At 57.4% G+C, this 26,041-nt stretch carries 26 protein-coding genes and 2 tRNA genes; 16 read left to right on the top strand and 12 right to left on the bottom strand.

Annotated elements, in window-relative coordinates; translation table 11 throughout:
- Positions 1-78: 78 nt before the first annotated feature.
- The 6 genes from D1224_RS00680 (at position 79) to D1224_RS00655 (ending at position 5,971) form a co-directional block, all read left to right on the top strand.
- Positions 79-708: a riboflavin synthase gene (locus tag D1224_RS00680; RefSeq protein WP_119378019.1), complete on the top strand. Its 630-nt coding sequence runs from the start codon at positions 79-81 to the stop codon at positions 706-708.
- Positions 705-1,832 carry a 3,4-dihydroxy-2-butanone-4-phosphate synthase gene (gene ribB, locus D1224_RS00675; RefSeq protein ID WP_119378018.1) on the top strand — a complete coding sequence of 376 codons (1,128 nt, stop codon included), beginning with the start codon at positions 705-707 and terminating at the stop codon, positions 1,830-1,832. Before D1224_RS00680 ends, ribB begins: the two co-directional genes overlap by 4 nt.
- Positions 1,832-2,260 carry a 6,7-dimethyl-8-ribityllumazine synthase gene (gene ribH, locus D1224_RS00670; protein ID WP_119378017.1) on the top strand — a complete coding sequence of 143 codons (429 nt, stop codon included), beginning with the start codon at positions 1,832-1,834 and terminating at the stop codon, positions 2,258-2,260. The genes ribB and ribH overlap by 1 nt, the downstream gene beginning before the upstream one ends.
- Positions 2,257-2,733: a transcription antitermination factor NusB gene (nusB, locus tag D1224_RS00665; protein WP_119378016.1), complete on the top strand. Its 477-nt coding sequence runs from the start codon at positions 2,257-2,259 to the stop codon at positions 2,731-2,733. Before ribH ends, nusB begins: the two co-directional genes overlap by 4 nt.
- Before the next feature lie 7 nt (positions 2,734-2,740).
- Complete coding sequence (thiL, locus tag D1224_RS00660) at positions 2,741-3,670, top strand: thiamine-phosphate kinase (RefSeq protein ID WP_119378015.1); 930 nt, start codon at positions 2,741-2,743, stop codon at positions 3,668-3,670.
- Positions 3,671-3,805: 135 nt separating this feature from the next.
- Positions 3,806-5,971 carry a sodium-translocating pyrophosphatase gene (locus D1224_RS00655; RefSeq protein WP_119378014.1) on the top strand — a complete coding sequence of 722 codons (2,166 nt, stop codon included), beginning with the start codon at positions 3,806-3,808 and terminating at the stop codon, positions 5,969-5,971.
- 108 nt (positions 5,972-6,079) lie between these two features.
- On the opposite strand, the gene D1224_RS00650 is transcribed toward D1224_RS00655, so the two are convergent.
- Positions 6,080-6,559: an outer membrane protein assembly factor BamE gene (locus tag D1224_RS00650; RefSeq protein ID WP_119378013.1), complete on the bottom strand. Its 480-nt coding sequence runs from the start codon at positions 6,557-6,559 to the stop codon at positions 6,080-6,082.
- Positions 6,560-6,629: 70 nt separating this feature from the next.
- Here D1224_RS00650 and D1224_RS00645 point away from each other — a divergent pair, with 70 nt between their 5' ends.
- From D1224_RS00645 to D1224_RS00620, 6 genes are all read left to right on the top strand, one after another.
- Positions 6,630-7,157 (top strand): ubiquinol-cytochrome C chaperone family protein, encoded by a 528-nt coding sequence (locus D1224_RS00645; protein WP_119378012.1) that lies wholly within the window; start codon positions 6,630-6,632, stop codon positions 7,155-7,157.
- A 98-nt stretch (positions 7,158-7,255) separates the two neighbouring features.
- Positions 7,256-8,296 carry a phosphate acyltransferase PlsX gene (gene plsX, locus D1224_RS00640; RefSeq protein ID WP_119378011.1) on the top strand — a complete coding sequence of 347 codons (1,041 nt, stop codon included), beginning with the start codon at positions 7,256-7,258 and terminating at the stop codon, positions 8,294-8,296.
- On the top strand, positions 8,293-9,261 hold the full coding sequence (locus tag D1224_RS00635) for a beta-ketoacyl-ACP synthase III (protein WP_119378010.1): 969 nt from the start codon (positions 8,293-8,295) through the stop codon (positions 9,259-9,261). The genes plsX and D1224_RS00635 overlap by 4 nt, the downstream gene beginning before the upstream one ends.
- Positions 9,262-9,311: 50 nt before the next feature.
- On the top strand, positions 9,312-9,611 hold the full coding sequence (locus D1224_RS00630) for an integration host factor subunit alpha (protein ID WP_119378009.1): 300 nt from the start codon (positions 9,312-9,314) through the stop codon (positions 9,609-9,611).
- A 10-nt stretch (positions 9,612-9,621) separates the two neighbouring features.
- Positions 9,622-10,119, top strand: coding sequence for a MerR family transcriptional regulator (locus D1224_RS00625; RefSeq protein ID WP_119378008.1), 498 nt, complete (start codon positions 9,622-9,624; stop codon positions 10,117-10,119).
- A gap of 57 nt (positions 10,120-10,176) precedes the next feature.
- Positions 10,177-10,253: transfer RNA gene (locus D1224_RS00620), tRNA-Pro, on the top strand.
- A gap of 2 nt (positions 10,254-10,255) precedes the next feature.
- On the opposite strand, the gene glpK is transcribed toward D1224_RS00620, so the two are convergent.
- Positions 10,256-11,764, bottom strand: a complete 1,509-nt coding sequence (gene glpK / locus D1224_RS00615) for a glycerol kinase GlpK (RefSeq protein ID WP_119378007.1) — start codon at positions 11,762-11,764, stop codon at positions 10,256-10,258.
- Between the two features lie 125 nt (positions 11,765-11,889).
- On the opposite strand from glpK, the gene D1224_RS00610 reads away from it, so the two are divergent.
- Both D1224_RS00610 and D1224_RS00605 read left to right on the top strand, forming a co-directional pair.
- Positions 11,890-14,328: a putative bifunctional diguanylate cyclase/phosphodiesterase gene (locus tag D1224_RS00610; RefSeq protein WP_182482113.1), complete on the top strand. Its 2,439-nt coding sequence runs from the start codon at positions 11,890-11,892 to the stop codon at positions 14,326-14,328.
- A gap of 136 nt (positions 14,329-14,464) precedes the next feature.
- Positions 14,465-14,541, top strand: a tRNA-Asp gene (locus tag D1224_RS00605).
- An 86-nt stretch (positions 14,542-14,627) separates the two neighbouring features.
- Here D1224_RS00605 and D1224_RS00600 read toward each other — a convergent pair.
- From D1224_RS00600 to D1224_RS00575, 7 genes are all read right to left on the bottom strand, one after another.
- Positions 14,628-15,443, bottom strand: a complete 816-nt coding sequence (locus D1224_RS00600; RefSeq protein ID WP_119378005.1) for a crotonase/enoyl-CoA hydratase family protein — start codon at positions 15,441-15,443, stop codon at positions 14,628-14,630.
- 103 nt (positions 15,444-15,546) lie between these two features.
- A complete protein-coding gene (locus D1224_RS00595; protein WP_119378004.1) occupies positions 15,547-16,578 on the bottom strand; it encodes a 1,9-bis(guanidino)-5-aza-nonane synthase in 1,032 nt (343 codons plus the stop codon).
- 116 nt (positions 16,579-16,694) lie between these two features.
- On the bottom strand, positions 16,695-17,882 hold the full coding sequence (locus D1224_RS00590) for a type III PLP-dependent enzyme (RefSeq protein ID WP_119378003.1): 1,188 nt from the start codon (positions 17,880-17,882) through the stop codon (positions 16,695-16,697).
- A 98-nt stretch (positions 17,883-17,980) separates the two neighbouring features.
- The gene (locus D1224_RS16375; protein ID WP_182481959.1) at positions 17,981-18,136 is read right to left on the bottom strand and encodes a hypothetical protein; all 156 of its coding nucleotides are present in this window, start codon (positions 18,134-18,136) and stop codon (positions 17,981-17,983) included.
- Positions 18,137-18,260: 124 nt separating this feature from the next.
- On the bottom strand, positions 18,261-19,421 hold the full coding sequence (metC, locus tag D1224_RS00585; protein WP_119378002.1) for a cystathionine beta-lyase: 1,161 nt from the start codon (positions 19,419-19,421) through the stop codon (positions 18,261-18,263).
- Positions 19,418-20,269, bottom strand: a complete 852-nt coding sequence (locus D1224_RS00580) for a sulfurtransferase (protein WP_119378001.1) — start codon at positions 20,267-20,269, stop codon at positions 19,418-19,420. Before D1224_RS00580 ends, metC begins: the two co-directional genes overlap by 4 nt.
- Complete coding sequence (locus D1224_RS00575) at positions 20,269-21,273, bottom strand: cysteine synthase A (protein ID WP_119378000.1); 1,005 nt, start codon at positions 21,271-21,273, stop codon at positions 20,269-20,271. The genes D1224_RS00580 and D1224_RS00575 overlap by 1 nt, the downstream gene beginning before the upstream one ends.
- A 46-nt stretch (positions 21,274-21,319) precedes the next feature.
- On the opposite strand from D1224_RS00575, the gene D1224_RS00570 reads away from it, so the two are divergent.
- Entirely contained in the window at positions 21,320-21,925 is a 606-nt protein-coding gene (locus D1224_RS00570) for a cupin domain-containing protein (RefSeq protein ID WP_182482112.1), read from the top strand.
- Positions 21,922-22,629, top strand: a complete 708-nt coding sequence (locus tag D1224_RS00565; RefSeq protein ID WP_119377998.1) for a DUF6134 family protein — start codon at positions 21,922-21,924, stop codon at positions 22,627-22,629. The genes D1224_RS00570 and D1224_RS00565 overlap by 4 nt, the downstream gene beginning before the upstream one ends.
- 49 nt (positions 22,630-22,678) lie before the next feature.
- On the opposite strand, the gene D1224_RS00560 is transcribed toward D1224_RS00565, so the two are convergent.
- The 3 genes from D1224_RS00560 to D1224_RS00550 are packed head-to-tail and all read right to left on the bottom strand — an operon-like array spanning position 22,679 to position 26,039.
- The gene (locus tag D1224_RS00560; RefSeq protein ID WP_119377997.1) at positions 22,679-23,911 is read right to left on the bottom strand and encodes an SAM-dependent methyltransferase; all 1,233 of its coding nucleotides are present in this window, start codon (positions 23,909-23,911) and stop codon (positions 22,679-22,681) included.
- Positions 23,908-24,711, bottom strand: coding sequence for a DUF1365 domain-containing protein (locus D1224_RS00555; protein WP_119377996.1), 804 nt, complete (start codon positions 24,709-24,711; stop codon positions 23,908-23,910). The genes D1224_RS00560 and D1224_RS00555 overlap by 4 nt, the downstream gene beginning before the upstream one ends.
- Complete coding sequence (locus tag D1224_RS00550; protein WP_119377995.1) at positions 24,708-26,039, bottom strand: NAD(P)/FAD-dependent oxidoreductase; 1,332 nt, start codon at positions 26,037-26,039, stop codon at positions 24,708-24,710. Before D1224_RS00550 ends, D1224_RS00555 begins: the two co-directional genes overlap by 4 nt.
- Positions 26,040-26,041 lie beyond the last annotated feature (2 nt).

Below are 26,041 nucleotides of genomic sequence, written 5' to 3'. Positions count from 1 at the left end.
GCGTCAGATTGACCCGAGGAAAGTGATTGGTACGTCTCCATCACACGCCTATATGCCGGTTGAGGAAGAGGAATTGCCATGTTTACTGGGCTCGTCACCGACATCGGCCAAGTTAAGAACGTCGACGACCAAAATGGCCTACGCAGGCTGCGCGTCGTCTCTCGCTATGCCGCCGATAGCATCACCATGGGCGCGTCAATCATGCATGAGGGCGTGTGTCTTACGGTTGTGGACTTTGGCGCAGAAGGGCAGGGCAGCTGGTTCGAAGTTGAGGCAGTCCCTGAGACTTTGTCACTCACCACTTTGGGCGAGCTTTCAACTGGCTCTAACGTCAATCTGGAACTTTCGCTCAAGCTTGGCGACGAACTTGGCGGCCATCTCGTTTATGGACATGTCGATGGTCTCGGCGAAATCGTCTCTATTGAAGCCGAAGGCGAGAGCTTTCGGGTCAGGATCCGCCCGCCTTCTGAAATCGCTCGATACTTCGCTACAAAGGGCTCGGTCACTGTAAGCGGCGTATCCCTAACCGTTGCCAAGGCGCACGACGACGGCGACTTCGATGTCGCGATCATTCCTCACACCTGGCAGGTTACGACGCTCGGCGCATTACAGCCGGGCAGCAAAGTAAATCTTGAGGTCGACATGCTCGCGCGGTACGTCGCCCGGATGATCGGTGCCGACGCACCGGAGACCAAGGGCACAACATGAGCGGCGATCTCCATTACGCAATCTCATCCATCGATGAAATCATTGAGGATGCACGCAACGGGCGCATGTTCATTCTGGTCGATGCGGAGGATCGCGAGAACGAAGGCGACCTCGTCGTCCCGGCAAGCTTTGCAACGCCGGAAGCAGTAAACTTCATGGCGAAGTATGGCCGCGGCCTCATCTGCCTTTCCATGACGAGGGAGCGTGCCCGCACGCTGAATCTCGACATGATGGCCCGTGACAATCGCGAAAGCATGCAAACCGCATTCACTGTGTCGATCGAAGCCAAGGATGGCGTGACGACGGGCATTTCAGCGGCTGATCGTGCAAAGACCGTCGCCGTTGCGATCGATCCCACGAAAGATCACCACGATATCGTGTCGCCAGGCCACGTCTTTCCGCTCGTCGCCCGTGACGGCGGAACGCTTGTACGTGCCGGTCATACCGAAGCGGCCGTCGATATTTCGCGGATGGCAGGGCTCTATCCAGCCGGCGTCATTTGCGAAATCATGAATGATGACGGGACGATGGCCCGGCTTCCTGAGCTCGTTTCTTTCGCGCAGCTTCACGGCCTAAAGATCGGCACGATTGCCGACCTCATCGCCTGGCGCCGCAAGAATGACCGGTATCTGGAGCGCCGCGTCGAAGCCCCGCTCGATAGCGAATATGGCGACGGCTTCAAGACGGTCGTTTTCCGCAATACGCTCGACAATTGCGAACACATCGCTGTTGTGCACGGCAAGATCACGCCAGATGAAACAGTCCTGGTTCGCGTCCATCGAACCGACGTCCTCTCTGACATACTCGGTCAGAAGGGACCGCGCGCCAACCTCGTTGAACGCGCCATGAAGATCATCGCGAATGCCGAAGAGCCGGGCGTTGTCATCTTCGTGAATACAATGCGCCCCAACTCAATTGCCGAGCGCCTTGGTCTCAAGACGTCCGAAGGCGACGATGGGCATATGCCGCTTCGCGAATATGGCGTCGGCGCACAGATCCTGCGCGAACTTGGTGTCCGCAAGATGATCTTCCTTTCTGATACCAAGCCGACGCGCGTGGCAGGCCTCGAAGGCTATGGCATGCAGATCGAAGGCTGGCGAACCCTCAATGATGGAAACAGCTGATGGCCCACCGCATCCTGATCGCGACCTCGCGCTACTATGAACATATTTCCCTAGAGCTTGAAGCAGGCGTTGCTGAAGCCCTCGCAGACGAAGACGTTACACTTGAAACGATCAAGGTGCCCGGCGCATTCGAAGTGCCTGGCATAATCGCCATGGCCGCTGATAGCGGTCGCTATGACGGCTTTATCGCTCTTGGTTGTGTAATCCGCGGTGAAACGAGCCATTATGACTATGTTTGTGGTGAAAGCGCTCGTGGCCTGATGGCGCTTGCTGTCGAACGTCGTCTCGCAATCGGTTACGGCATTCTCACCGTCGAGAATGAAGAACAGGCGCTGGCGCGCGCTGATCGAAAGCGCAAGAATAAGGGCCGCGACGCAGCTGTCGCCTGTCTGGAAATGCTGAAACTCCGCAAGAAGTTCGTGGGATGAGCGAAGCCCAGAAACTCCCGTTTGAAGTGATCCGTGCCCGCAGGGCAGGGGCACGCCTTGCTGCCGTTCAGGCACTCTACCAGATGGAGCAAACCGGGCGGGGCGCTCGCGCGGTCATCCGTGAATTCATGGAAGACAGGCTCGGCTTCGGCCCTGACGAGGAACCTGTTGAAGAGGCGGACCCGGATCTCTTCAAGGAAGTTCTGCGCGCAACTGTTGAACATCAGGCTGAAATCGACAAGGCCATCCTGAAACGCCTCAGCAAGGGCTGGAAGCTTTCGCGCCTTGATTCCACCACTCGTGCCATCCTGCGCGCGGCGACCGCCGAATTCATTGCTCATCCGGAGCTTACCCGGCCCGTCATTATCGATGAATATGTCTCGCTCGCCCACGACTTCTTCGAAAAGACGGAAGCAAATTTCGTGAACGCGGTGCTCGATAATATTGGCAAGGATATTCGCCCCGGAGAGTAGGGCCTGGATGAACGAGTTCGAATGGATCGATCGCTATCTGCGTCCCCTCGCCAAATCGCCGGGCGCAGACCGCCTGAAAAACGATGTGGGCGTCCTGCGCTCTGCAGGTTCGCCCCTCATCGCGACGCTCGATACGCTGGTTGAAGGCGTCCACTTCCTTAACACCGACCCGCTTTCGTCGGTGGCTCAAAAGCTTCTGCGAGTGAATATCTCTGACGTCCTCTGCAAAGGCGGTGTGCCTCGCGATGCGCTGCTGTCTATTGCGATGCCAACGAGCTTCACAGAATCTGACTTCGCGTCGCTTTGCGAAGGGCTAAGAACCGACCTTGATGATTGGAATATCGCTCTGATTGGCGGCGATACCGTTAGAACACCTGGACCGCTCACTCTCAGTCTTACACTCACAGGCGCATGTTTGACTGAAAGCGTCGTCCAGAGAAGCGGGGCCATCGTTGGGGATACCGTGTACGTAACCGGCGTTATTGGCCGTGGCGGACTTGGCCTCAGTGATGCGCTTAGAGGCGAAGAAAGCGATCACACCGATCATTATCGCATCCCTGAGCTCCCACCCGCAGCTATCGCTGACTTGATTGCCGCATTTGCGACCGCCTCGATCGATGTGTCGGACGGTCTCATCTCTGATAGCGGCCACATCGCTGGGGAAAGCGGCGTCAGTATCCAGTTGGACTTAAGCAAAGTCCCCTTCGCAGAACAGGTTCACGACGCTGAGGGGGCTCTAACGCTCGCAACAGCAGGCGATGACTACCAGACGCTCTTCACCGCCGCCGCGGAGGATGAGCACCGTCTTCTCGCGACGGCTGCAACACTGGGTATCCGTATCTCCTTCATCGGAACAGTAGGACAGGGCGACGGCGTCAAACTGAGCTTCAACGGTGAGGACGTGTCGTTGCCGGCGCTCACTGGCTACCGCCACTAGCGAGCCAGGCGCCAATCCTACCCAATCGAAGTTTCTTGCTAATCGCCCCACGGTTTGGCAGTCCTGAATCCACACAACGAGCAGAGCTGATTCACTTCGAATACAGCTCAGCCACAAAAGGGAGGAAGGGCACTAATGACCCTATGGTACTGGATCGCACTGGCGGCGGGCTTCGCCGCAGTGCTGTATGGCTGGCTACAGTCGCGCTCGATTATGAGCGCCGATGCTGGCACAGAGAGAATGAAGGAAATTGCAGGCGCAATCCAGGAAGGCGCGAACGCCTATCTGAAGCGCCAGTATACCACGATCGCCATGGTCGGTGTCGGGGTAATAGTCGTTCTTTTCATTGCCTTCAGAAGTTGGGAAGTCCCTGTCGGCTTCATCATCGGTGCCGTCCTTTCGGGCGCCGCCGGCTTCATAGGAATGAAAGTGTCGGTCCAGGCAAACGTCCGCACCACGCAGGCCGCGAGCAAGAGCCTGCAGGGCGGCCTCGATATGGCGTTCAAATCTGGAGCGGTAACGGGGCTTCTCGTCGTCGGTCTCGCTCTGCTGGGGGTTGTAGGTTATTATGGCCTGCTAACCGGGGTCGTCGGCTACGCTGATAGCGACCGTGCCGTCATCGATGGTCTCGTCGCCTTGGGCTTTGGTGCGTCTCTCATCTCGATCTTTGCACGCCTGGGCGGCGGCATCTTCACCAAAGGCGCTGACGTCGGCGGTGATATGGTTGGCAAGGTCGAAGCCGGGATTCCTGAGGATGACCCGCGCAACGCAGCAACGATTGCTGACAATGTCGGCGACAATGTCGGTGACTGTGCCGGCATGGCCGCAGACCTGTTCGAAACCTTTGCTGTTACAATCGTGGCGACGATGGTCCTCGGCGCGATCTACTTCAGTGGCCTCGGTTATCTTGGTTCGATCATGCTGTTGCCTCTGGCAATCTGTGCGGTCTGTATCGTGGCATCGATTGCGGGCACCTGGTTCGTGAAGCTCGGGAAGGGCTCCACCAACATCATGGGCGCTCTTTATAAGGGCCTGATCGCTACCGGCCTGTTCTCGCTTATTGGTCTTGCCATTGCGATCAATTACGGCCTGCCGAATGGCTTTGGTGAGCTTGAGGGTGCTGGCGCAGCGCTTCGTCTACTTTCCGGCGAAGGCGGTGAAGCCGCCACGGTTACAGGTCTCGACATCTTCTTCTGCGGCGTCGCTGGCCTGGTCGTAACGGCGCTGATCGTCGTCATCACTGAATACTATACCGGCACGGCCTACCGTCCGGTGCGTTCGGTGGCGAAGTCATCAGAGTCTGGCCATGGTACCAACGTGATCCAGGGTTTGGCTGTTTCGCTCGAGGCGACTGCACTTCCGGCGATCGTCATCATTGCGGGCATCATCCTGACATTTAACCTCGCTGGCCTCTACGGTATTGCGATCGCAACAACGACGATGCTTGCACTGGCCGGAATGATCGTCGCGCTCGACGCCTTCGGGCCGGTCACCGACAATGCCGGTGGCATTGCTGAAATGTCTGACCTTCCAAGCGAAGTGCGTGACACCACTGATGCGCTCGACGCTGTCGGCAACACGACCAAGGCCGTGACGAAGGGCTATGCCATCGGGTCTGCGGGCCTTGGTGCGCTCGTTCTTTTCGCCGCCTATTCGGAGGATCTCAGTTACTTTGCGACCAATGCAGCAGAGGGCAGCGTTCTTCTTGGAACTTCGGTAAACTTTTCTATTGCCAACCCTTATGTGGTGGTCGGCCTGCTGTTCGGGGGTCTCTTGCCATTCCTGTTCAGCGGTATGTCGATGATGGCTGTTGGCCGGGCCGCCCAGTCTGTGGTCGAAGAGGTTCGCCGTCAGTTCCGCGAAATGCCCGGCATCATGAAAGGCGAAGTCAAACCGGATTATAGCCGTGCGGTCGACATCCTGACCCGCGCAGCTATCAAGGAGATGATCGTTCCGTCCTTGCTGCCAGTCCTGTCTCCAATCGTCCTGCTGCTGGTCATCTGGCCAATCGGTGGCATCTCAGCGGCGCTTGCAGCCGTAGGTGCCATGTTGCTCGGCGTGATCGTAACAGGTCTTTTCGTGGCTATCTCAATGACGTCAGGTGGCGGCGCCTGGGACAACGCCAAGAAGTATATCGAAGACGGAAATCATGGCGGTAAGGGCTCCGAAGCTCACAAGGCTGCCGTGACGGGTGACACCGTCGGTGACCCTTACAAGGACACCGCAGGCCCCGCCGTGAACCCGATGATCAAGATCACGAACATCGTCGCGCTTCTGATGCTGGCCGTTCTTGCCCACTAGGCAGGACTGATACTTCCAAAAGAAAAGCCCCGGTCCTGAGCGGCCGGGGCTTTTTCGTATATGGTCTGACTTGTAGGCTTGAAGAGCCCGGACAAATGTCTGTCCGTTTTAGTTGCGGCGTCCCGTTGGATTGCCGGGTGTCGCTTCGTTCGTCTGTGGCAGTACGGAGCGCCCCACATTGCCGAAGATCTGCTCCCAAAGCCCAAGCTCACGGCCACGGGTCGGCGTTTCGCGCGACGCGTAGTTCAGGACGCGACCGTCATTCTGATCATACTCAAGAACTTCTTCGACCACGTCCTCATCACTAAACCGGATGGCGGTCACGGTACGCGTAGAGATGTCCGGACGGTAGAACGCAAAGCGTTCCTGGATGGTCGTGATGTACATCCATGTATTGTCGTCAAATATGGAACGCGTCGAGGGAGAGCCAAGCTGCGCCAGAACGCTCGATCGGGTGTCGACGCCCGGCGTTATTTGATTGGGCGCGACCTCGTCGGGTGCATAGCCGTGATATTCCTGCATGGGCGAGATGCAGCCAGCCGTAAGGCAGGCCAATGCCAGGCTAGCGAGAATGGTCCGATGTGCCATGAACAATTCCTTTCACTGCCAAATCGCTTACATGGCGGTACAGGCGATTGGCAAGTTATAGAGCGCAGATATGAATTGGCTCCGCAAACTTCTTCCAGGCAATACCGCAAGGGCGGACAGGGCGGCCGTCTCAAACCTCTATGCGGCCATTCTGAAAAGGGCACGCAATCCGGACATTTTCGGCGACCTTGGATTCGCTGACACGATGGACGGGCGAACTGGAGCGCTTGCAATCTATTCCAGCCTGGTGACCACGCGTCTATCTGCCATCTCTCAGCCCGGTCGCGCACTTTCTTCCCGGCTAACCGACAGGGTATTTGATGACATTGATGCTGGACTTCGGGAGACAGGGGTCGGGGACGCCTCCATCGCTCGTAAGGTAAGGACGATTGGTGAACGTTTTGTAGGTCTGGGGATCGCGGTGAACGAAGCGTTCCTGACGTCCGATCCTCATGTCAGTGTCAGCGATATTCTGGACAGGAATGGACTTACAGGCGGTACAGGCACGTCAAACGTGGCTGACGATATCATCGACGCTCGCCGAGATCTGGAGGCCCAATCTGACGATTCGCTGCTGTCAGGGCAGCTTGACTGGTAGCTTTATTGATTTCATCGCCAGTTGCGTTCAGTGAGTTGCACTGATCTGGCCGCGTGCGTACTGTCCGGCCAATTCAAGATTGGACCTGTTTTTATCCAATGAGTGACCTCACCCTTTCCATCGACGCAATGGGCGGCGATTCGGCACCAGAAGTGGTGCTGGACGGACTCAAGCTTTTCCGCGGGATGTCGCCGGGCGTGCGTTACCTCCTCCATGGTCGTCAGAGCGAACTCGTGGCGGGTGTTGCCTCACGCGGTCTGACCGACATCTGCGAGATCTGCAACCAGCCCGAAGTTGTCAGCATGAACGCCAAGCCGTCCTCTGCACTGCGCAAGGCAAAAGGTACCAGCATGTGGAGCACGGTTGAGGCCGTGAAAGATGGACGCGCAGCCGCGGGCGTTTCTGCCGGAAATACCGGCGCGCTGATGGCGATGTCCATGCTCGCTCTTCGCAAGATGGAGGGGGTACACAGACCTGCAATGACGGCTGTCTGGCCAACGCTCAAAGGGCGCGCCGTCGTGCTTGATGTCGGCGCTAACCTTGATGCTGATGCTGAGCAACTCGTTGAGTTCGCCGTTATGGGCGAATCGTATGCCCGCGCGGTTTTCGGCATTGAAAAACCAACGGTGGGTCTGCTCAACATCGGGGCTGAAGACGAAAAGGGCCCTGACGCCGTCAAGCTAGCGAGCGAGATACTCCGAACGCGCGATCTTGGCATCGAATTCAAGGGTTTCGTGGAAGGCAACGACATTTCCATGGGCGAGGTCGATGTTGTCGTCACAGATGGTTTCACCGGTAACGTCGCCTTGAAAACAGCCGAGGGCACGGCACGGCTTGTGTCGACCTATGTGCGTCAGGCACTCACATCGAGTCCGCTTTCAAAAGTCGGCGCGCTACTTGCGAAACGCGGTCTCATGGACCTGCGCACCAAGATGAATCCATCCAGCGTTAATGGCGGCGTACTGCTCGGCCTCAATGGCGTGGTCGTCAAGAGCCATGGCGGCACGGACGCGGAGGGCTTCGCGACGGCTGTCGGTCTCGCCGCGAATCTGGCACGCAGCAACTACATGCAGGAAGTTGCCACGGGGCTGACCCGTGTGGGACGTCAGGACATTGCAGCAGAATCGGTCAGCAAATGAGCATGCAGCGTAGCTTTATTCGCGGATCCGGTTCGTATCTGCCCAAGCGTATCCTTACCAATGCCGATCTATCGAAGATGGTCGACACGTCTGACGAGTGGATTCGCGAACGGACCGGGATCGAGCAGCGCTATATCGCGGCTGACGGAGAACTCACGTCAGATCTTGCAACAGGCGCCGCCAGGGACGCGTTAGTCAATGCAGGCATTGATGCCGGTCAGGTCGACCTCATTGTGCTGGCGACGACGACGCCAGACCAGACATTTCCGGCAACGGCTACCACGGTTCAGGACAAGCTTGGCATAAGGCAGGGCGCAGCTTTCGATGTCCAGGCGGTATGTTCCGGGTTTCTGTTTGCACTGGCAACGGCGGACTCAATGCTGCGTCAGAACCTTTTCAAGACAGCGCTCGTCATAGGCGCGGAGACGTTTACCCGCATCCTCGACTGGTCGGACCGCTCGACCTGCGTGCTGTTCGGTGACGGGGCAGGGGCGGTTGTCCTGCAGACCGGTACAGGTGCTGAAGATGAAGGTGTAATCGCCCACCATGTGCGCACTGACGGCTCGAAAAAAGACCTTCTCTACGTAGATGGCGGGGTATCCTCGACCGGCACCATCGGCCACGTGCGTATGCAAGGGAATCAAGTTTTCCGCCACGCCATTGCGAACATTTCCAGCGCGGTCGCGTCGGTTCTCGATGACACAGGCTACACGATCGATGACATTGACTGGTTCGTGCCGCACCAGGCCAACCAGCGTATCCTCAACGGGGTTGCCAAGAGACTTGGCCTCGACGAGGAAAAGGTCATATCTACTGTTGCGAAGCACGGGAACACGTCTGCCGCTTCCATCCCGCTCGCCCTTCACACGGCGGTTTCGGATGGTCGCATCAAGAAGGGCGATCTTGTGCTAAGTGAGGCAATGGGCGGTGGCTTTTCCTGGGGCGCTTCCCTCTTCCGGCTGTAATCTTTTCGTTAAGAACTCAGCCATATCTGTTAACCAGAGGAGCTGAATTCGTGAGCAATAAGACCGTTACCCGCGTAGAGATTTCCGACGCCATCGTGCGCGAGGTGGGTCTCACCCGTCAGGAATCAGGCGACATTCTCGACCGAGTGCTCGATCTAATCGGCAAGAGCCTCGAGCATGAGAATGAAGTTAAGCTCTCACGGTTTGGAAACTTTGTGGTTCGCAAGAAAGCGGCCCGGGCGGGGCGCAATCCGAAGACTGGCGTTGAGGCCAAGATTTCGGCACGCCGCGTCGTGACCTTCAAGCCGTCTCCGCTCCTCAAATCTGCCGTGGAAACAGATAAAGACTAGAGGGAAATTCATGGGAAATGCCGCAAAGCGGATCAAGAAGTCCGCAGCCGCCTATCGATCAATTGGTGAAGCCGCTGAAGAACTGGGTCTTCAGCCCCACGTGCTTCGCTATTGGGAGGGCAAGTTTAAGCGGCACCTTAAACCCATGAAGCGGCCCGACGGCCGTCGCATGTATCGGCCAGAAGACATTCGCGCTCTGCAAGCGATCAAGATCCTCGTCCATGAGAAGGGCTTCACTCTCAAGGGTGCAGGTCAACTTCTCAACGAGCAAGGGTTGGACGCCGTACTTGATGGTGCCGCTGTGCTTGGGTCGCATACGACACGCGCCAATGCCTCGACCGAAGGCCCGGCCCGAAAGCTTCAGGAAGCGGTTCGGGACGCTTTCTCATACGAAGACTCAGCAGAAGCTAACGGACCGAAAGGCAGTGAACGGCTCGAAACCATGCTGAGCGACCTGATGGATATCAAGGCTCGGCTTGATGCAGCGCGTCTGCGAAAAGCTGCCTGAGAGCTGCAGCAACAGTGATTGCAATCAAGAGGCGCGGCGATTAAGCAAGCGCCTAGTCGGAGCGTAGCGCAGCCCGGTAGCGCACTTGTCTGGGGGACAAGGGGTCGTGGGTTCGAATCCCGCCGCTCCGACCATTTCACTCGCGGTCGAGTTGAGCCCTGTAAAGCGTTGTCTTTACAGCCTTCTGCCATCCTGTAACGAGCACCTTGCGTTCAGCATCGTGCATCGACGGCCTGAACACGGTCTCGCTCTGCCAAAGCTTCTCAAGTGTGTCGACACTATCGAAGACGCCAGATTGGAGTCCCGAGAGAAAAGCCGCGCCACGTGCTGTGCTTTCGATCATGTCCGGCCGATCAATTGTCGTCGCCGTCACGTCTGCCAGAAATTGCAGGAACCAGCTATTGGCGACCATGCCGCCGTCAACGCGAATGCGACCCGCATCAAAGCCATCAGCGTTCAGCGCCGTAAGTAGGTCGAGCGTCTGGTACGCTACCGATTCCAGTGCTGCGCGCGCGATATCGGCTTTGTTGGTGCCTCGCGTAAGACCGTACATTGCACCTCTCGCGTCAGCGTCCCAATGCGGCGCGCCAAGCCCGGTAAAAGCGGGCACGAAGTAGACGCCCTCATTGCCACCAGCTTGCTGGGCCAGAAGTTCAGTTTCACTCGCACTCTTGATGATCTGGAGGCTGTCGCGGAGCCATTGCGAGACGGCACCCGCGATGAATATCGATCCCTCAACGGCGAATTGTGGCGCCGCGCCGGTACGGCAGGCAATTGTAGACAATAGGCGGTTTGTCGAGGTCAGACACTCATCTCCGCAATTGGCGAGCAGGAAGCAGCCCGTGCCGTAAGTGCTTTTTACCATGCCGGGGTGGAAGCAGGCCTGGCCGAATGCGGCAGACTGCTGGTCGCCCGCAACACCTGTCACGGGCAGCACGCGTCCAAACCATTCCGGCACCGCATCACAGAATGCTGCTGCACTGGTTTTCACGTCGGGGAGAACAGAGCGCGGCACTTTCAGGAGTCTGAGCAAGTCTTCGTCCCAACGTCCCTCTCGAATATTGTAGAGGAGGGTCCGACTGGCATTCGTTTCGTCCGTTACGTGCGCCTGACCACCACTCAGGCGGTACATCAGAAAGCTGTCGACCGTGCCAAAGGCTAGTTTCCCGGCATCGGCAAGGCTGGCAGCGTCAGGGACATTCTCCAGTATCCAGCGAAGCTTTGTGCCAGAAAAATAGGGGTCGATGGTCAAGCCGCTTCGTTCATTGACCATGTCTTCGTGTCCGCCGGCCTTTAGCGCCTCACACATCGAAGCGGTGCGCCTATCCTGCCAGACGATTGCCCGACTGACAGGTTTTCCGGTTTCTCGATTCCATACGATGACGGTCTCTCGCTGGTTGGCGATGCCAATCGAGACGACTTTTCCACCCGTCTCGGCCTCGGCGGCCACCATCGCACGCCGCGCTGTATCGAGCGTGGTTTGCCAGATGTCTTCCGGGTCGTGCTCAACCCAGCCAGGCTTGGGGAAGTGCTGGGCGAACTCTTCCTGAGCAACTGCGACGACAGCGCCGCTGGCATCGAAAACCATCGCCCGGCTGGACGTCGTTCCCTGGTCGAGCGTCAGGATGAGCGCATCAGATTGCATCGCGAAGACTCCTGTTTGACCAGAACACTCTCACCCAATCGATCAAATTTCAAAGATTGGTCTTGAGAGGATGTTCACATCTTCTCTCTAAGAGACGTCCCATAATTGCGCAAAGAGGAATGGTGATGGGCGATGCATCGCACCCGGCGGAGCCACCAAAACTGAAATCAGCCAACATTCTTGGCTCGATCGATATTCCGGATGAACAGCTTGGCGCAATTCGCGAAAAGCAGGTTGCTGCCGTCGGCTCGCTGTTGCCTGTGATTGGGCTCGCAAATCTCATAAATGCAGCCGTGGTGATGATCTCATTCGCCAACACACCCGCTAACCGATTGCTTGGCATCTGGTCGATGACGATGGTCATCGCGACATCTATCATGTTGGTCGGATTTTTCATCATGCGCCGGCGTGCCGAAAATCCGAGTGACTCACCTTTGGCGGACGGTGGTAAGAACAGCATTGATCGATTTGCGCGTTTCGCCTCGGTACTTGGCATGCTATGGGGAATACTGCCGCTTTTGATCCTCCCGCTCACGGATCATACCAACCAGCTTGCCGTAAGTTCGATCGTGGCGGGCGTCATGTTCGCCGGGGTCCTGCTCATCGGCCGGATACCGGAAGCCGCGATGGGTTTCCTGATCCCGACCGTGATCGGTTACATCGTGGGTCTCCAGCTCGGACAGGATCCGCGCAACGATTTCCTGTCGGTTCTGGCGTTTGTTTACGCTGTCGTATTGTGGACGTCTTCGAAGTGGTCATTCAACCAGTTCGTCGAACAACATCTCAACGGCTCCGCAGTCAAACAACAGGCCCAGCTTATCGGACTGCTTCTGCGAGACTTTGAAGAAAGTACGTCAGACTGGCTGTGGCAGACGGATGAAACCAATGCGTTGATCGATATTCCGCTTCCGACGGTATCAGAGCAAAACAATTTTGAACTGATGGCGGTTGGTGTCAGCCTAGGCTCGCTTTTCAAAGAGAACGAGGACGCAAGGACGCTGGCGCGGTGCCTCGACCGTCAGCAAAGCTTTCGCGACCTGAATCTGGAAGTCGAAGGCGAGGATGAGACCTGGTGGTCTCTGACCGGCAAGCCGATCTTCGATGGAGCAGGCAAGTTTCAGGGATTTCGTGGCGTTGCCTCTGACATTACCCAGTCGAAAGCCATTGAAGACCGCATTGCCTTCATGGCCCACTTCGATCCTCTGACGTCTCTGCCAAACAGGGCGAATTTGCATGAGTATCTTGAGAAAGCGTCGACCCGCCCGGTTCCTGGCGGTCGCTGCCGAGCTCTTCTCTGGCTCGATCTGGATAACTTTAAATGGGTCAATGACACGCTCGGCCACCCTGCGGGGGATGAACTTCTTTGCCAGGTCGCAAAGCGCCTGAAGGATGCCGCGCCTGATGCAGACGTTATCGCGCGTCTCGGCGGTGATGAGTTTGCAATGCTGCTCGAGTGTGATTCGCAGGATGAGCTCATCGAGACAGTGAAAGCGATGAGTGAACGTCTGAACCGGCCATACGATATCTGGAGTTCAATCGTTCATTGCGGCGCGAGTATTGGTGTGCGGATCATTGAGCAACACAATATGGAAATTCAGACGCTGCTCAAACATGCCGACCTTGCTCTCTATCAGGCCAAAGAGGCGGGGAAGCGCACTTGGTGTGTTTTCAGCCAGAACCTCGAAGACCGGGCCAGAGCGCGTCAGAGCATTGAGCTGGACCTCAACAAGGCGCTTGAGAACAACGAATTACGCCTGTTCTTCCAGCCCCAGCTCAACGCCCAGACTAATGAAATCATTGGTGCTGAAACCCTCATTCGCTGGCAGCACCCGACCCGCGGCCTGATCGGACCGGGTCATTTTATCCAGCACGCCGAAGATAGCGGCATCATCACCCGACTTGGCGACTGGGCGCTACGCGAAGCACTCAGCGCGGCCCGCCGCATGCCGGACAATATGCGCGTCGCGGTGAATATCTCTCCGCTGCAGATTCATAGCTCAAGCCTCGTGACGACGATCATCAACGCAATTGCGGTGAATCAGATTGATCCAGCCCGGCTTGAACTGGAAATCACCGAGTCGGTTCTGATGACAGATACCGAATTCACGCTGAAGCGTCTAAATCAGCTGAAGGAAATCGGCCTGCGTATCTCGCTAGACGATTTCGGCACCGGCTTTTCATCGCTGAGCTACCTGCGCCGGTTCCCGTTCGACAAACTCAAGATCGACAAAAGCTTCGTAGAAGATATCGACCACAATCATGAGAGCCGGGCCATCACAAAGGCGACGCTCCAGATTGCCAAGGCCCTTAATATGAGCTGCACCGCTGAGGGCGTCGAAACCGAAACCCAAAAGCAGTACCTCACCGAAATCGGCTGCGACGAACTGCAGGGCTATTTGATCAGCCGGCCGCAGCCGCTAGAGAAACTTGGCCATCTTTTCCCTGTGCGCTCTGAAGAAGAAGCGGACAGACTGCTCGCGAATTCAACCTCGGGCATTTCAATGTCAGGCGATGTCATCCGCCTCGAAGGCACGCCGCGCAACCGACAGACCGCCACGGGCTGACCCTGGTCACCAGCGAAATTCACTGTGCGAAGGGTGCAGCTGCAACTCGTCTGCATACAGGCACACTTCACGCTTGACCGGTGCGCGTGGCTTGTCTAATCAGGCGCCTCACCGCCAAACGCGGTGGACGATCTGCGCGGGTGTAGCTCAGTTGGTTAGAGTGCCGGCCTGTCACGCCGGAGGTCGCGGGTTCGAGCCCCGTCACTCGCGCCACTTCGTTTGAAGTGGAAAAACAGATCAAGAAAAAAGGCGACCGCCTCAAACGGTCGCCTTTCTTTTTGGACGAAATGTATTTGTCCTTAGCTATCCGCAAAGACAGCAGGGCGCTTCTGCAGCTCGGCCATAATTGCTTCGATCTGGTTCTTGCTTCCGATCAGTTTGTCCTGCAGCACCGATTCCTGAAGCAGGGCTTCTGCAGCCGTCATGTCCGGGAGATTGTTGAAGATCTCCTTGTTCGCGCGGATGGCGTCCGGGTTCTTTCCGGCAATCTGTACCGCAAGCTCCATGGCGCGCTCATACGGTGTCTCGCTGACTTCGGTGGCAAAGCCATATTCAGCCGCGTCAGCGCCCGAAAAGATACGTCCGGTATAGGTCAGCTCGCGCAGGCGATCATCGCGGCAGAGCGAACCCATGATCGCTGTACCCGCCATGTCTGGTACGAGGCCCCACTTGATCTCCATGATGGACAGCTTGGTCTCGGGATGAATAATCCGCATGTCGGCGCCCAGCATGACCTGGAAGCCGCCACCTAAAGCGACACCATGCACAGCGGCGATGACAGGCACGGGCAGGGCACGCCAGCCCCAGACAGCCTGCTGAGCCCGGTTCGTAATACCGTGTGTGCGTGGGGTGAGTCCCTGACGCCCGCTAGGCGAACCGCCCTCCTTGTTGCCTTCGGCCATCTTGCCGAAATTGCCCATATCCAGGCCTGCACAGAAGGCACGTCCGTCGCCGGACAGGACCACGCAGCGGACAGACTTGTCCCTCGCCAACTCTTCTGTGGTTGCCAGTAGCGCTTCGAACATCGCATCGTCCAGCGCATTCATCTTGTCGGCGCGAACGAGTTTGACGTCAGCGACGCCGTCTTTCTTCGTGACCTGAATCCTGTCGGACATGTGCGGTCTCCTCATGCTTGGAAATCTCGAAATAATCTGCCCAACGAAAAACGCCGGGACAAGTAATGTCCCGGCGTCATGGTCTATCGTGTCGCGGCGCGTTCTAGAGGAAGAGCTTTGCGAACTCTCGCTTCTTGCGGTTTTTCCAGGCCCCCTTATGCCAGGCAGCAGAGGCAAGCAGAGGCACGACGGAGCCGGCTTCGGCAAACACCATCTGCTCATGCACGGTCTGCACCTTGCCCCAGCTTGCGGCTTCTTTCAGCGTCGAGGATGAGCAGGCCCCATCGCGCGTGTCGGCCACAGTGATTTGCACGGCGTATTTGTGCATTTCGCATTCCTTGCCGAGAATTTCAGCGCAAACCACTGTGTCCTGCACGAAGTTCTTCGGCACACCGCCGCCAACCATAAGGAGTCCTGTCGTACCGGCTGCGATCTTCACATCGGTGAGCTCGCGGAAGTCAGCAACGCTGTCGATCGACATGTAATTTCCGGGATTTTCGACCTGGTGCTTCACGAGACCAAACCCTGCCGAACAGTCCGAAAAGGCCGGAACGAAGATCGGAACATTGTGGTCATAGCAGGTCTCGATCAGCGAGCCCTTCTTGACGGCATTATCCTTCAGCCACTTGCCCATTTCCCAGATGAATTCACGGGAAGAGTAGGGGCGCGGCTCCAGCTTGTTTGCGATGTCGTAAATGACATGGTCACAGGCCTGCAGCTCTTCTTCATCGATGAATGTATCATAGATGCGGTCGATGTAGAGATCGCGAAGGATGTTGTCGTCGACCGACTCTGGCGCCTGATAGTGCTTGTATCCGAGCGCTTCGAAGAAATCCATGTCGATGATCGACGCTCCGGTGGCGACGATACAGTCGATCAGGCCGTCCTTCACAAGGTCACGGTAGACATGCATGCAGCCGCCTGCCGACGTGGACCCTGCCAGCGTCAGGATGGTCGAGCAGTCCTCGTCCTCAAGCGCCATGTTGAAGATGTCGGTTGCCCGCGCGAGATCGCGAGAGGTGAAGGACATCTTGCCCATCGATTCCACGATTGGGCGGGCATCGAACTTGGTGATGTCGATATGCTCGACCGGATTGCTTAGAAGCTCGGCCTTACGGTTGGAATTGTCAGACATTTGGGTCTCCAATGACTTGGAAGGCGTTGTAACGATGTGGGGTGACGGGGTCCAGCAGGCAGGCAGCCCTCGCCCATGCAGGCGAAGGCTGCTGCCAGACTTGATTGAAGGGGTGACTACGCCATAACGGCGACGGTCGTCTCGCTGTAAAAGCCATTAAACCGCGAGGAAAGGGCCTGACCATAGGCACCAAGATGGCAGATTTCGACCCAGTCGCCTTCCTGCACGTCGGAAGGCAGATCGAAGGGGCCATTCATGACATCCAGGCTATCGCAGGTTGGGCCAAAGAAGCGGAACGCTTCGGTTTCAGCTTCGTCGCGCGGTTCGACCGTGTGGAGCTTTACAGGAAACTTCCAAGCGCACTGGGCCGCATCAAACAACGAGCCGTAGCTACCGTCATTGAGGTAAAGGTCGCCGCCTTTGCGAAGTTCAACACGGGCGAGCGTCGAACCACCCTGCGCGCAGAGGGCACGGCCCGGCTCGCCAAGGACTTGCAGGCCCGTAAAGCCATGAGCCGACAGCGATGAGCGAATTGCACTGAAATACTCACTCATCGGGCGGGGCGACATGCCGGGATAAGGCACCGGAAAACCGCCGCCGCAATCGATGGAATCGATCTCGACGCCGGACGCCTCCACGATGGAGCGGACATAGGCCAGAGCTGTGTCGTAGTCGCCAATCTCAAGGCACTGCGACCCCACATGGAAAGTAACGCCCAGCTTGAATGCGTGCCGCCTTACGTCAGCGAGCAGTTCAATCGCCTGATCGCGATCTGCGCCAAACTTGCCTGACAAAGGCATCGCAGCCCCGCCCTTTGGCAGCGCGACTCGCAGGTGCAGGTTCAGATCACTCGCATACCCTGTCACTTCAAGCATCTTTTGAAGCTCGTCAGCGGTGTCGAAGGAGAAATCACGTACGCCGCACTCATAGGCGTGACGGATCGCGGTACGCGACTTTACAGGGTGCATGAAAAACAGTTTCGCGCCTGGCACGACACTCTGAACAAGGTCTACCTCTCGGGTCGAGGCCACGTCAAAATTGCGGACACCGCTGGTCCAGAGCGTCTTCAGGACGGCTGGGTGCGGGTTCGCCTTCACGGCATAGAGAACCTTGCCGGGAAACCCATTCAGGAAGGTACGCGCAGCTGCAGCGATCTTCTTCGGGTAGAGTACGAAGATCGCATCATCGCCCTCATAGGCGCGCAGCACGTCACCCACACTCGCAAAAGCCGGAAGCCCAGTGCGGGTGGTGGTGTCGGGAAGAATAGCAGGGCGCGCCAGCGGCGCAGAACCAGATTTGAACATGGCAAGAATTCGGATTTTGGCTGGCACGAAGCCAGTGAACTTATTGACTGCACCAGAACAAACGTCTGATGCGCACGACAGTTCGGCGGGCGAACCCGCTACGGCCTTATAAGTTCAGCGACCGCAGCCGCATAATCTCCGAATTTCTTGTCGTAATAGTTGTAGAGCCCGGTGTCCCAGGCCACATCCAAACGGCTGTACGCTGCCGCCAAAGCGATCATGTTCGGTGCCATCCAAGTATCCTCGTCCAGCATTACCGGGCTCAGCACCCGATGATGAAAGTGAAGACATCTGGGCTCACCCGTACTGACGCCCTTTCGGGACCGTCGTAGCTCGCTTGCGTGTCGGCGGTCGAGATATTGAATCGCAATTCAAAGATCAAGTATTTTTTACGTTATCTAAGACGCTGAATGCTCGGGCCAGATCGTCGATAAGATCTGCGGTATCTTCGAGGCCTGCATGAAGGCGGATCAGCCGACCGTTGCGGGCTTGCGACCAATCTTCCGGCAGGCGGGTAAGCTGCTCATCAGAAGGAATGATCAAGCTCTCGAATCCGCCCCAGGAAAAGCCCATCTTGAACAGTTTGAGCGCTGACAGAAACGCATCAATGTGGACTTCATCGGGCGCATCGAGCAGAAACCCGAAAAGACCACAACTACCCGAAAAATCGCGCTTCCAGACTTCATGATCGGGATGATTGGGCAGGGCAGGGTGAATAACCAGGCTGACGTCTTCCTGCTTGCCAAGCCATTCAGCAATTTCGAGCGCACTGGCTTCGTGCGCTTTCAAACGGGTGTTGAGCGTACGCGTGCCGCGCAACGCTGCATAGGCATCGTCCGGTCCAAGGGAAATACCCCAGTCTTCGGTCAGGCTTTCAACTGACGCTGCTAGTTTCCGGTTTTTAGTTACGACAGCACCACCGAACGCATCAGCATGGCCGACGATATATTTTGTGAGTGCCTGAACAGAGATATCAACGCCGAGGTCCAACGGCCGGTGAAACACGCCAGCGCCCCAGGTATTGTCCATTACGGTCGTAATTCCTGCCCGGCCGGCAATGGCGACAATCGCGGGCGTGTCAGAAATCTCAAAGGTCAACGATCCGGGAGATTCTAGCACAATCAGCTTCGTGGAGGGCGTAATGGCGGCTTCAAGCGCCGCCGGGTCCCTCGGATTGAAGCGGGCAGCACTAATGCCCATGGTTGGCAGGCGCTTTTCACAAAAACGCCGGGTGGGGCCGTAAACTGAATCTGAAAGCAGCACGTGGTCGCCCGCCTCGACAGCTGAGGCGATTGCTACGGCGCATGCACTAAGCCCCGAAGGCGTCAGACGCGCATGCGTGCCGCCCTCGAGATCACACAGCGCCGCCTCCAGCTCCCTGTGAACCGAGAGCCCCATGCGGCCATACCCGGTACCGCCGCCATAAAGTGATTGCCGGTCAGGCAGGAGTACAGTCGATGCGCGCTCGACAGGGGGGTTCACCGTTCGCCGCTCCGGGTTTCCCTTGCGGTTATGGATGAGCCGGGTCGGGAGTTTCATACCGATGCTGTCGCGATCTTGCTTTCTGGATGTGAGGCCCATTCAGACCATGAGCCATCATACACCGCGCCATCCCAGTTGCCGATTTCTGCCAGCGCCAGCGCGATAACCGCGGCCGACACGCCAGAACCACAACTCGTAATCACCGGTCTCTCAGCATAGTCACCGAGAAGGGACTGGAGCTGTTCTCTCGCGGCGAGTTTGCCGTCCGCGCCGACCAGCTTGCCTGATGGGACATTGAAACTTCCCGGAATGTGCCCGGATGGGAGATCTGGGCGAGGCTCTTTCTCAGCACCAGAAAAACGGCCCGTGGGGCGGGCATCAAGTATCGAAAACTCGCCCGAGGCGGAAGCAGCCGCCACCTGTTTGCGCGACTTGATCAGGTCCGAGCGCACGCGCGGCGTGAAGTGCCGCCCGCCAGTAATCACAGGCGGCAGGTCTTCCAGTTCGCCGCCTTCTGTCTGCCAGGCCCGTAAGCCGCCATTCAGTACGTAGACCTCCTTGTGCCCCATGACGCGGAACATCCACCACACGCGCGCAGAGGCGAAAAAGTCATTCGCATCGTAAACAACGACCCGGTTGCCGTCCCCGATGCCGAGCTTGCGCACACGCGAAGAGAACTTCACGGAATCTGGCATCATGTGGGGCAGATCGCTTTCGCTGTCGCTGATCTCGTCGATATCGAAATAGACCGCGCCCGGAATATGCCCCCGGTCATAAGACTGGCGACCGGCACCGGCACTCGACGTCCAGCTCGGAAACCAGCTTGCATCGACGACGCGAAGGTCGGGCGCCTTCAGATTATCCTTCAACCAGCTGGCAGAAACGAGCGGCGATGCATGTGCCATCAGGACTCCTCCATCCATGGCGGAACAGGCAGATCCTTACTGCGTAGGAATTCCGGATTGTAGAGCTTGGATTGATAGCGATTGCCGTAATCGCAAAGTATCGTCACGATCGTGTGACCGGGTCCAAGATCCTTTGCCAGGCGGACAGCCCCGGCAATGTTGATACCGGCAGATCCGCCGAGGCAGAGCCCTTCATGAAGGATCAGATCGTAGAGAATCTTCAGCGCCTCATCGTCCTGACACCTGTAGGCGTAGTCAACTTTCAGCTCTTCAATGTTCTTTGTGATCCGGCCCTGACCAATACCTTCGGTAATCGAAGTACCTTCGGACTTCAGCTCGCCATTCTTGAAATACTCATAGAGTGCCGCGCCGCCCGGATCGGCGATCCCGACCTTCACGTCCTTGCTCTGCTCCTGAAGGTACTTCGCGACGCCAGCGAGCGTGCCGCCTGATCCCACCGCGCAGATAAATCCGTCGACCTTGCCTTTGGTCTGCTCCCATATCTCGGGACCGGTCGTGTCGTAATGCGCTTCGAGATTGGCAGTATTGTCGAACTGGTTCGCCCAGATCGCGCCATTTGGCTCTGTCTTGGCAAGCTCTCCGGCGAGCTTGCCAGAATATCGGGCGTAATGGTTCGGGTTGGAGTAGGGGACCGCATCCACTTCAATGAGCTCTGCGCCCAGGAGCTTCACGGCCAGTTTCTTTTCCTGGCTTTGCGTGCGCGGCATGACGATCACAACGCGATAGCCAAGCGCGCTACCAACCAGAGCAAGGCCAATGCCGGTATTACCGGCTGTACCTTCAACAATCGTGCCGCCAGGCTTCAGGGCTCCAGAGCGCTCTGCGTCTCGGACAATGCCAAGAGCCGCCCGATCCTTTACAGACTGTCCTGGATTGAGGAATTCGGCCTTGCCGAGGATGGTGCATCCGGTTTCCTCAGAAACACGCTGCAGCTTGATGAGGGGTGTATTCCCGATAGCGTCGAGAACCGAGTTGAGGATCATTCAGACTACTCCGTTTGCAGTTTCGATGTAGCTATCAGCCACCGCAGTGACAACACCGGGACCGGCTGATCCAGTCTGGCTCTCTGCGCGTATAGATTTCGAACCTAATCTGTTTGAGCGCACACAAATGTCCAACCCCGATACCTATCACGCCTTTATGCTGGATTACGCGACCGGAAATTTGTCGGCCAGCATGAGCCTCGCCGCAACACTGCACCGTCTCATGACCGAAGAAGGAGATGAGATAGCACGCACCTGGGAAGCGGTTCGGGACAACATCAAACCGGCAGGCGAAGATCACCTTGAAGCGCTGTTTCGGATGGAAGATATCGCGACCGAGATAATAAACACCGATTATGACGATGTTCCTTGGCGCAAAGGCCTCTCGGGGGCCCATTTCTGCAAGTTACCAGAAACGAGTGGGTCGCTGATGCGCCTGCAGCCCGGTGACCGGGTTTTTGCTCATGGCCATAGTGCACTCGAGGCAATGATTGTTCTTGATGGACGACTGGAAGATGGCCGCGACACCTTCGACGCCGGCGATCTTGTCCTGGCAGCACCAGGAGAGCGTCACCGCCCGGCCGCAGCGGGGAACAAGGCTTGTACCTGCTTCGTTGCTCGAGCTGATACACCATTCTGGAGATTTACGTGAAAACCACGATCAGCACACTCGCACTGGCTACCGCTCTCACCGCTTTGCCTGCTTTCGCAGACACTGCCGAAACAGACACCATGAGCGCACCAGTGTCACAGGAAGCGCCGGCCGCCTGGCAGCCCGAAGATGGCGACCAGATCGTCTTCAACGTACTGCGTAAAGGCAAGGAGTTCGGGACCCACAAGATTTCTTTCGACGTCGAGTCTGATGACACGTTTACTGCGCGGTCTGATGTCGAACTGAAGGCCGGTCTCGGCCCGATCACCGTTTTCAAATATGAACTCGACGCCACTGAAACCTGGGAAAACGGCAAGCTTGTTGGCTTGAAGGGACAGACGAATGACGACGGCGACGACGAATACGTAGAAGCGAGTGTCGACGGCGACAGCCTCGTGATTGATGGCTCGGCTTATTCGGGCGACGCACCAATCGGCATCATTCCGTCGAGCCACTGGAACATCCAGCAGGCTTTCAGCAGTCAGATCCTTTCGACTGAGACTGGTGAGCTGCTGGATACGAATGTTGAGAAAATAGGGCGTGAAACTCTCACGATCGGCGGTGAGGAAGTGGAAACAACCCACTACCGTCTTCAGTCAGACCTCACGGTAGACCTCTGGTACGATGATAAATCGCGCTGGGTGAAGCTCGGCTTCGAAGCGCGCGGTCAGCAGATCGATTATGTCCTCACACAGCTTTACTAGAAAAAAGCCACGATCAAGAAATGAAGGCGGGCAGCGATGCCCGCCTTTTTTATGCCCGAGACAGCTGGAACTGGCCGACATTGATCCGGCCGTTGCCGAACCCAGCTTCGCAATAGCTGAGATAGAAGCGCCAAAGTCTGCGAAAACGTTCATCGAAGCCAAACGTCTGGATCCTGTCCCACGCCTCTTCGAAACGCTCAGCCCAGAGCTTCAGCGTGCGGGCGTAGTCCTGCCCGAAATAATGCACAGCATCGAAACGAAGGCCTGCGTTGGCCAGTGATTCTCGTAGCGCTTTTTCGCTCGGCAACATCCCGCCAGGGAAGATGTAACGCTGGATGAAATCAGTGCGTTTGCGATAGCGCCGGAACAGGCCGTCATCAATTGTGATGATCTGGAGCGCTGCCTTGGCGTTTTCATTGAGGCTTTCGCGGACTTTCTCGAAATAGCTGGGCCAGTAGGCCTCTCCGACCGCTTCGAACATCTCGATAGACGCGACACCATCATACCTGCCTTGATGGTCGCGATAATCCTCCAGACGTATATCCACCCGGTCCGACAGTCCTGCGCGCTGCATGCGAGCCGCCGCGTAGTCGCGTTGCGCTTCTGAGATTGTCAGGCAGGTGACCTTTGAGCCGCGTGCTTTCGCCGCATATTCAGCAAACCCGCCCCAACCACAACCGATCTCAAGCAAATGGCTATCAGGGCCAGCGGCCAGCTGGTCTGCAATGCCCTTGTATTTGGCTGTCTGCGCCTGCTCCAATGACAGGTTTGGCTTGTCGTACAGGGCCGACGAATAAGTCATCGTTTCATCCAGCCAGGCAGAGTAGAAGTCGTTGCCGAGGTCATAGTGCGCCATGATGTTGCGGCGCGCGCCCGCACGGCTGTTGCGATTGAAGAAGTGGCGCATCTTGTTGATGGCCTTTACCATCGATCCGCCCACCGCAAGCTTGCCAGCTGCCTCGAAGTTCTCGGAGAAGTATTCCAGCACAGACGTTAGATCTGGCGTTGACCACTCGCCGTCCATGTAGCTCTCGGCGAAACCGATATCGCCGCCTGCCAGCGCACGTTTCGCAAAACCAAATTCGTGGACATCGACGACCGCGTGCGGCCCCGGCCTACCCTGATCGAACAGGACCGACCGGCCATCAGGCAGATTGAAGCGAAGCGAGCCATTTTCCGTCCGGAGGAGGAAAAGCCCAGCCAGCCTGAACCCTGCCGGAACACCTGACAATTGCCTTAGCGATGAGACCGTCGCGCGAATTTCGCCTGTGTGCTGGTTCATTGATGTGTCTCCTCCGAAAGGCGGCCAGAGGCCGTAGCAACCGACACCTTCCGCTGCGCCTGATGCGGTTTTGGATGATAGTTTGCGCCCTTCAGCCATAGCTTCAAGGCTTCCCAGTGAATGGCAAGAGTGACCCCGAGGGTCGAAAACGGCATTGAAACCGCCTTGCGGATCAGCGCACTGTCCGTAGCTGCAGCCGCTTTTGTCGACAGGGTCGCCATATGTTTCACGCCGCCTTCAGAGACAGTGCTCACCCCCAGGCGCAGCGTCGTCTCGTCTCGCTGAAGTGAAAACTCATACTTTCCGGACACGTCAAAGAACGGCGAGACGTGGAAGACCTTGTCCGCAGCATGCCGGCTCCACCCGCCGTCGGCCGCTGCCACATAAACGTGGCGCTCACCAAACGTGTTGCGCACTTCGTAAATGACCCCCGCAGGTCGTGCATCCTCATCCTCCGCAATCCAGACGGATATGGGTGCAAACTTGTAGAACAGGTGGCGGGGAAAGGTGATCAGCTTCAGCCTAAGCGACGACGCGTCGATACCGGCTTCCAGCAACCGTTCTTCCGCCCACCCTCGCAGAGACTGCTCACCCTGGGCACCGTGCTCATCAGTTTGAAAGCTGAAAAGCGCGCCCTCATCAATGCCGAAAAGGCGGCATTGCTCGCGCGCGTCTGGCAATCGGTCGATATCGACTTCAAGCATGAAGATGCGATAGCTGAAATCAGATACGAACGGCGTGAACCGGCGATGTACGGTGTCGCCTTCGTGTAGCCGAAGTGCAGGGCTGGCGCTGCTCACTGCGCTGCCGTCCCGGCTGCTCTAACATCGGCGGCCACCACCCGGTCCGCTGAGGGAACGACGCGTTCTACACCTTCAGCATCCCATGGGACTTGCCCGCCTAGCGACAGCGCGGCTCGAAGCCCGCTCTTGAGGCCATCTTCGTGAAAGCCGGAGCCTAGCCATGCCCCAGCCATCCACAGCCCCCGGTCGCCCTGAATGCGTTCCAGTGATCTGCAAGCAGCAGCGGCAGGCGCATCGAACTGGGGATGATCGAACGTCACTTCGTGGAATACGTTCTCAGGCGCTGGTGGAACTGACGGGTTCAGCGTCACGAAGAGAGGGCGGTCGTTCGGCAGGTTCTGCAGCCGGTTCATCCAGTAAGTGAGGCAAATGTTCTCGCCGTCAGAATACTTCTGAATCACGTTCCAGCTTGCCCAGGCAGCCTTTCGGCTCGGCATGTAAGCGGGATCGCGATGCAGAAAAATGCGGTTTGGCCTGTATCCGACCGAATTGAGCAGGAAGCGTTGATCTTCATAGGCCGGAGCCAGCATCTGCTGCGCCGTGTCTGAATGAACAGCCAGAATGACATCATCGAAAAGATGTTCGCGGCCATCCTCAGTCGTTACACGCACATGCTGGCCGAACGGGCTGACCTGTTTGACCGGCGCGTTGAGGCGCAGGCGCGATCCAAGGGCGCGGCACGCCTTGTCGACATAGCGCTTTGAGCCACCCGTCACCGTGCGCCATTTCGGGCGCTCTGCATGCATAAGGCGATGGTTTTCGAAAAAGCGGAAGAAGCTGAGCGCGGGATAATCCATCATTTCCGCGGGCGGCGTCGACCAGATCGCGCCCCCCATGGGCAGAATGTAGTTCTGCTTGAAGTCTTCGCTGAAAGCCTTCTGGTCCAGCCAGACGCCAAGCGTCTCATTTCCAATGCAACCGGCGGCGAGCTCCTCGCGCGCAATGTCATTGAACTTCAGGATCGTTCGCCAGAATTTGTGGAACCGCGGGCGAAGGAGGTTTCGCTTCCGCGCGAACATGCCCTTGACGGTCGAAGCCCATTCAAACCCGTCCTCGTTTGACACAGCAAAGCTCATATCGCTTTGCTCCGTTTCCACCCCCAGCGCCTCGAAAAATCCCGTCAGGTTTGGATAGTTGCGACCATTATAGACGATAAAGCCGACATCGACATTCAGCTCTTTCCCGTCATAGTCGATGGTTCTGGTGTGCGCATGGCCGCCGGCGCGCTCACGCGCTTCAAATACAGTGACGTCAGCGGTATCTTTCAACGCAAAGGCAGCACCGAGACCGGTAATTCCTGAGCCAATGACAGCTATCTTTTTCATGC

This window comes from Henriciella barbarensis (assembly GCF_003576345.1).
Lineage (GTDB): Bacteria > Pseudomonadota > Alphaproteobacteria > Caulobacterales > Hyphomonadaceae > Henriciella > Henriciella barbarensis.
This window is presented reverse-complemented; position numbering and strand designations above follow the sequence as displayed.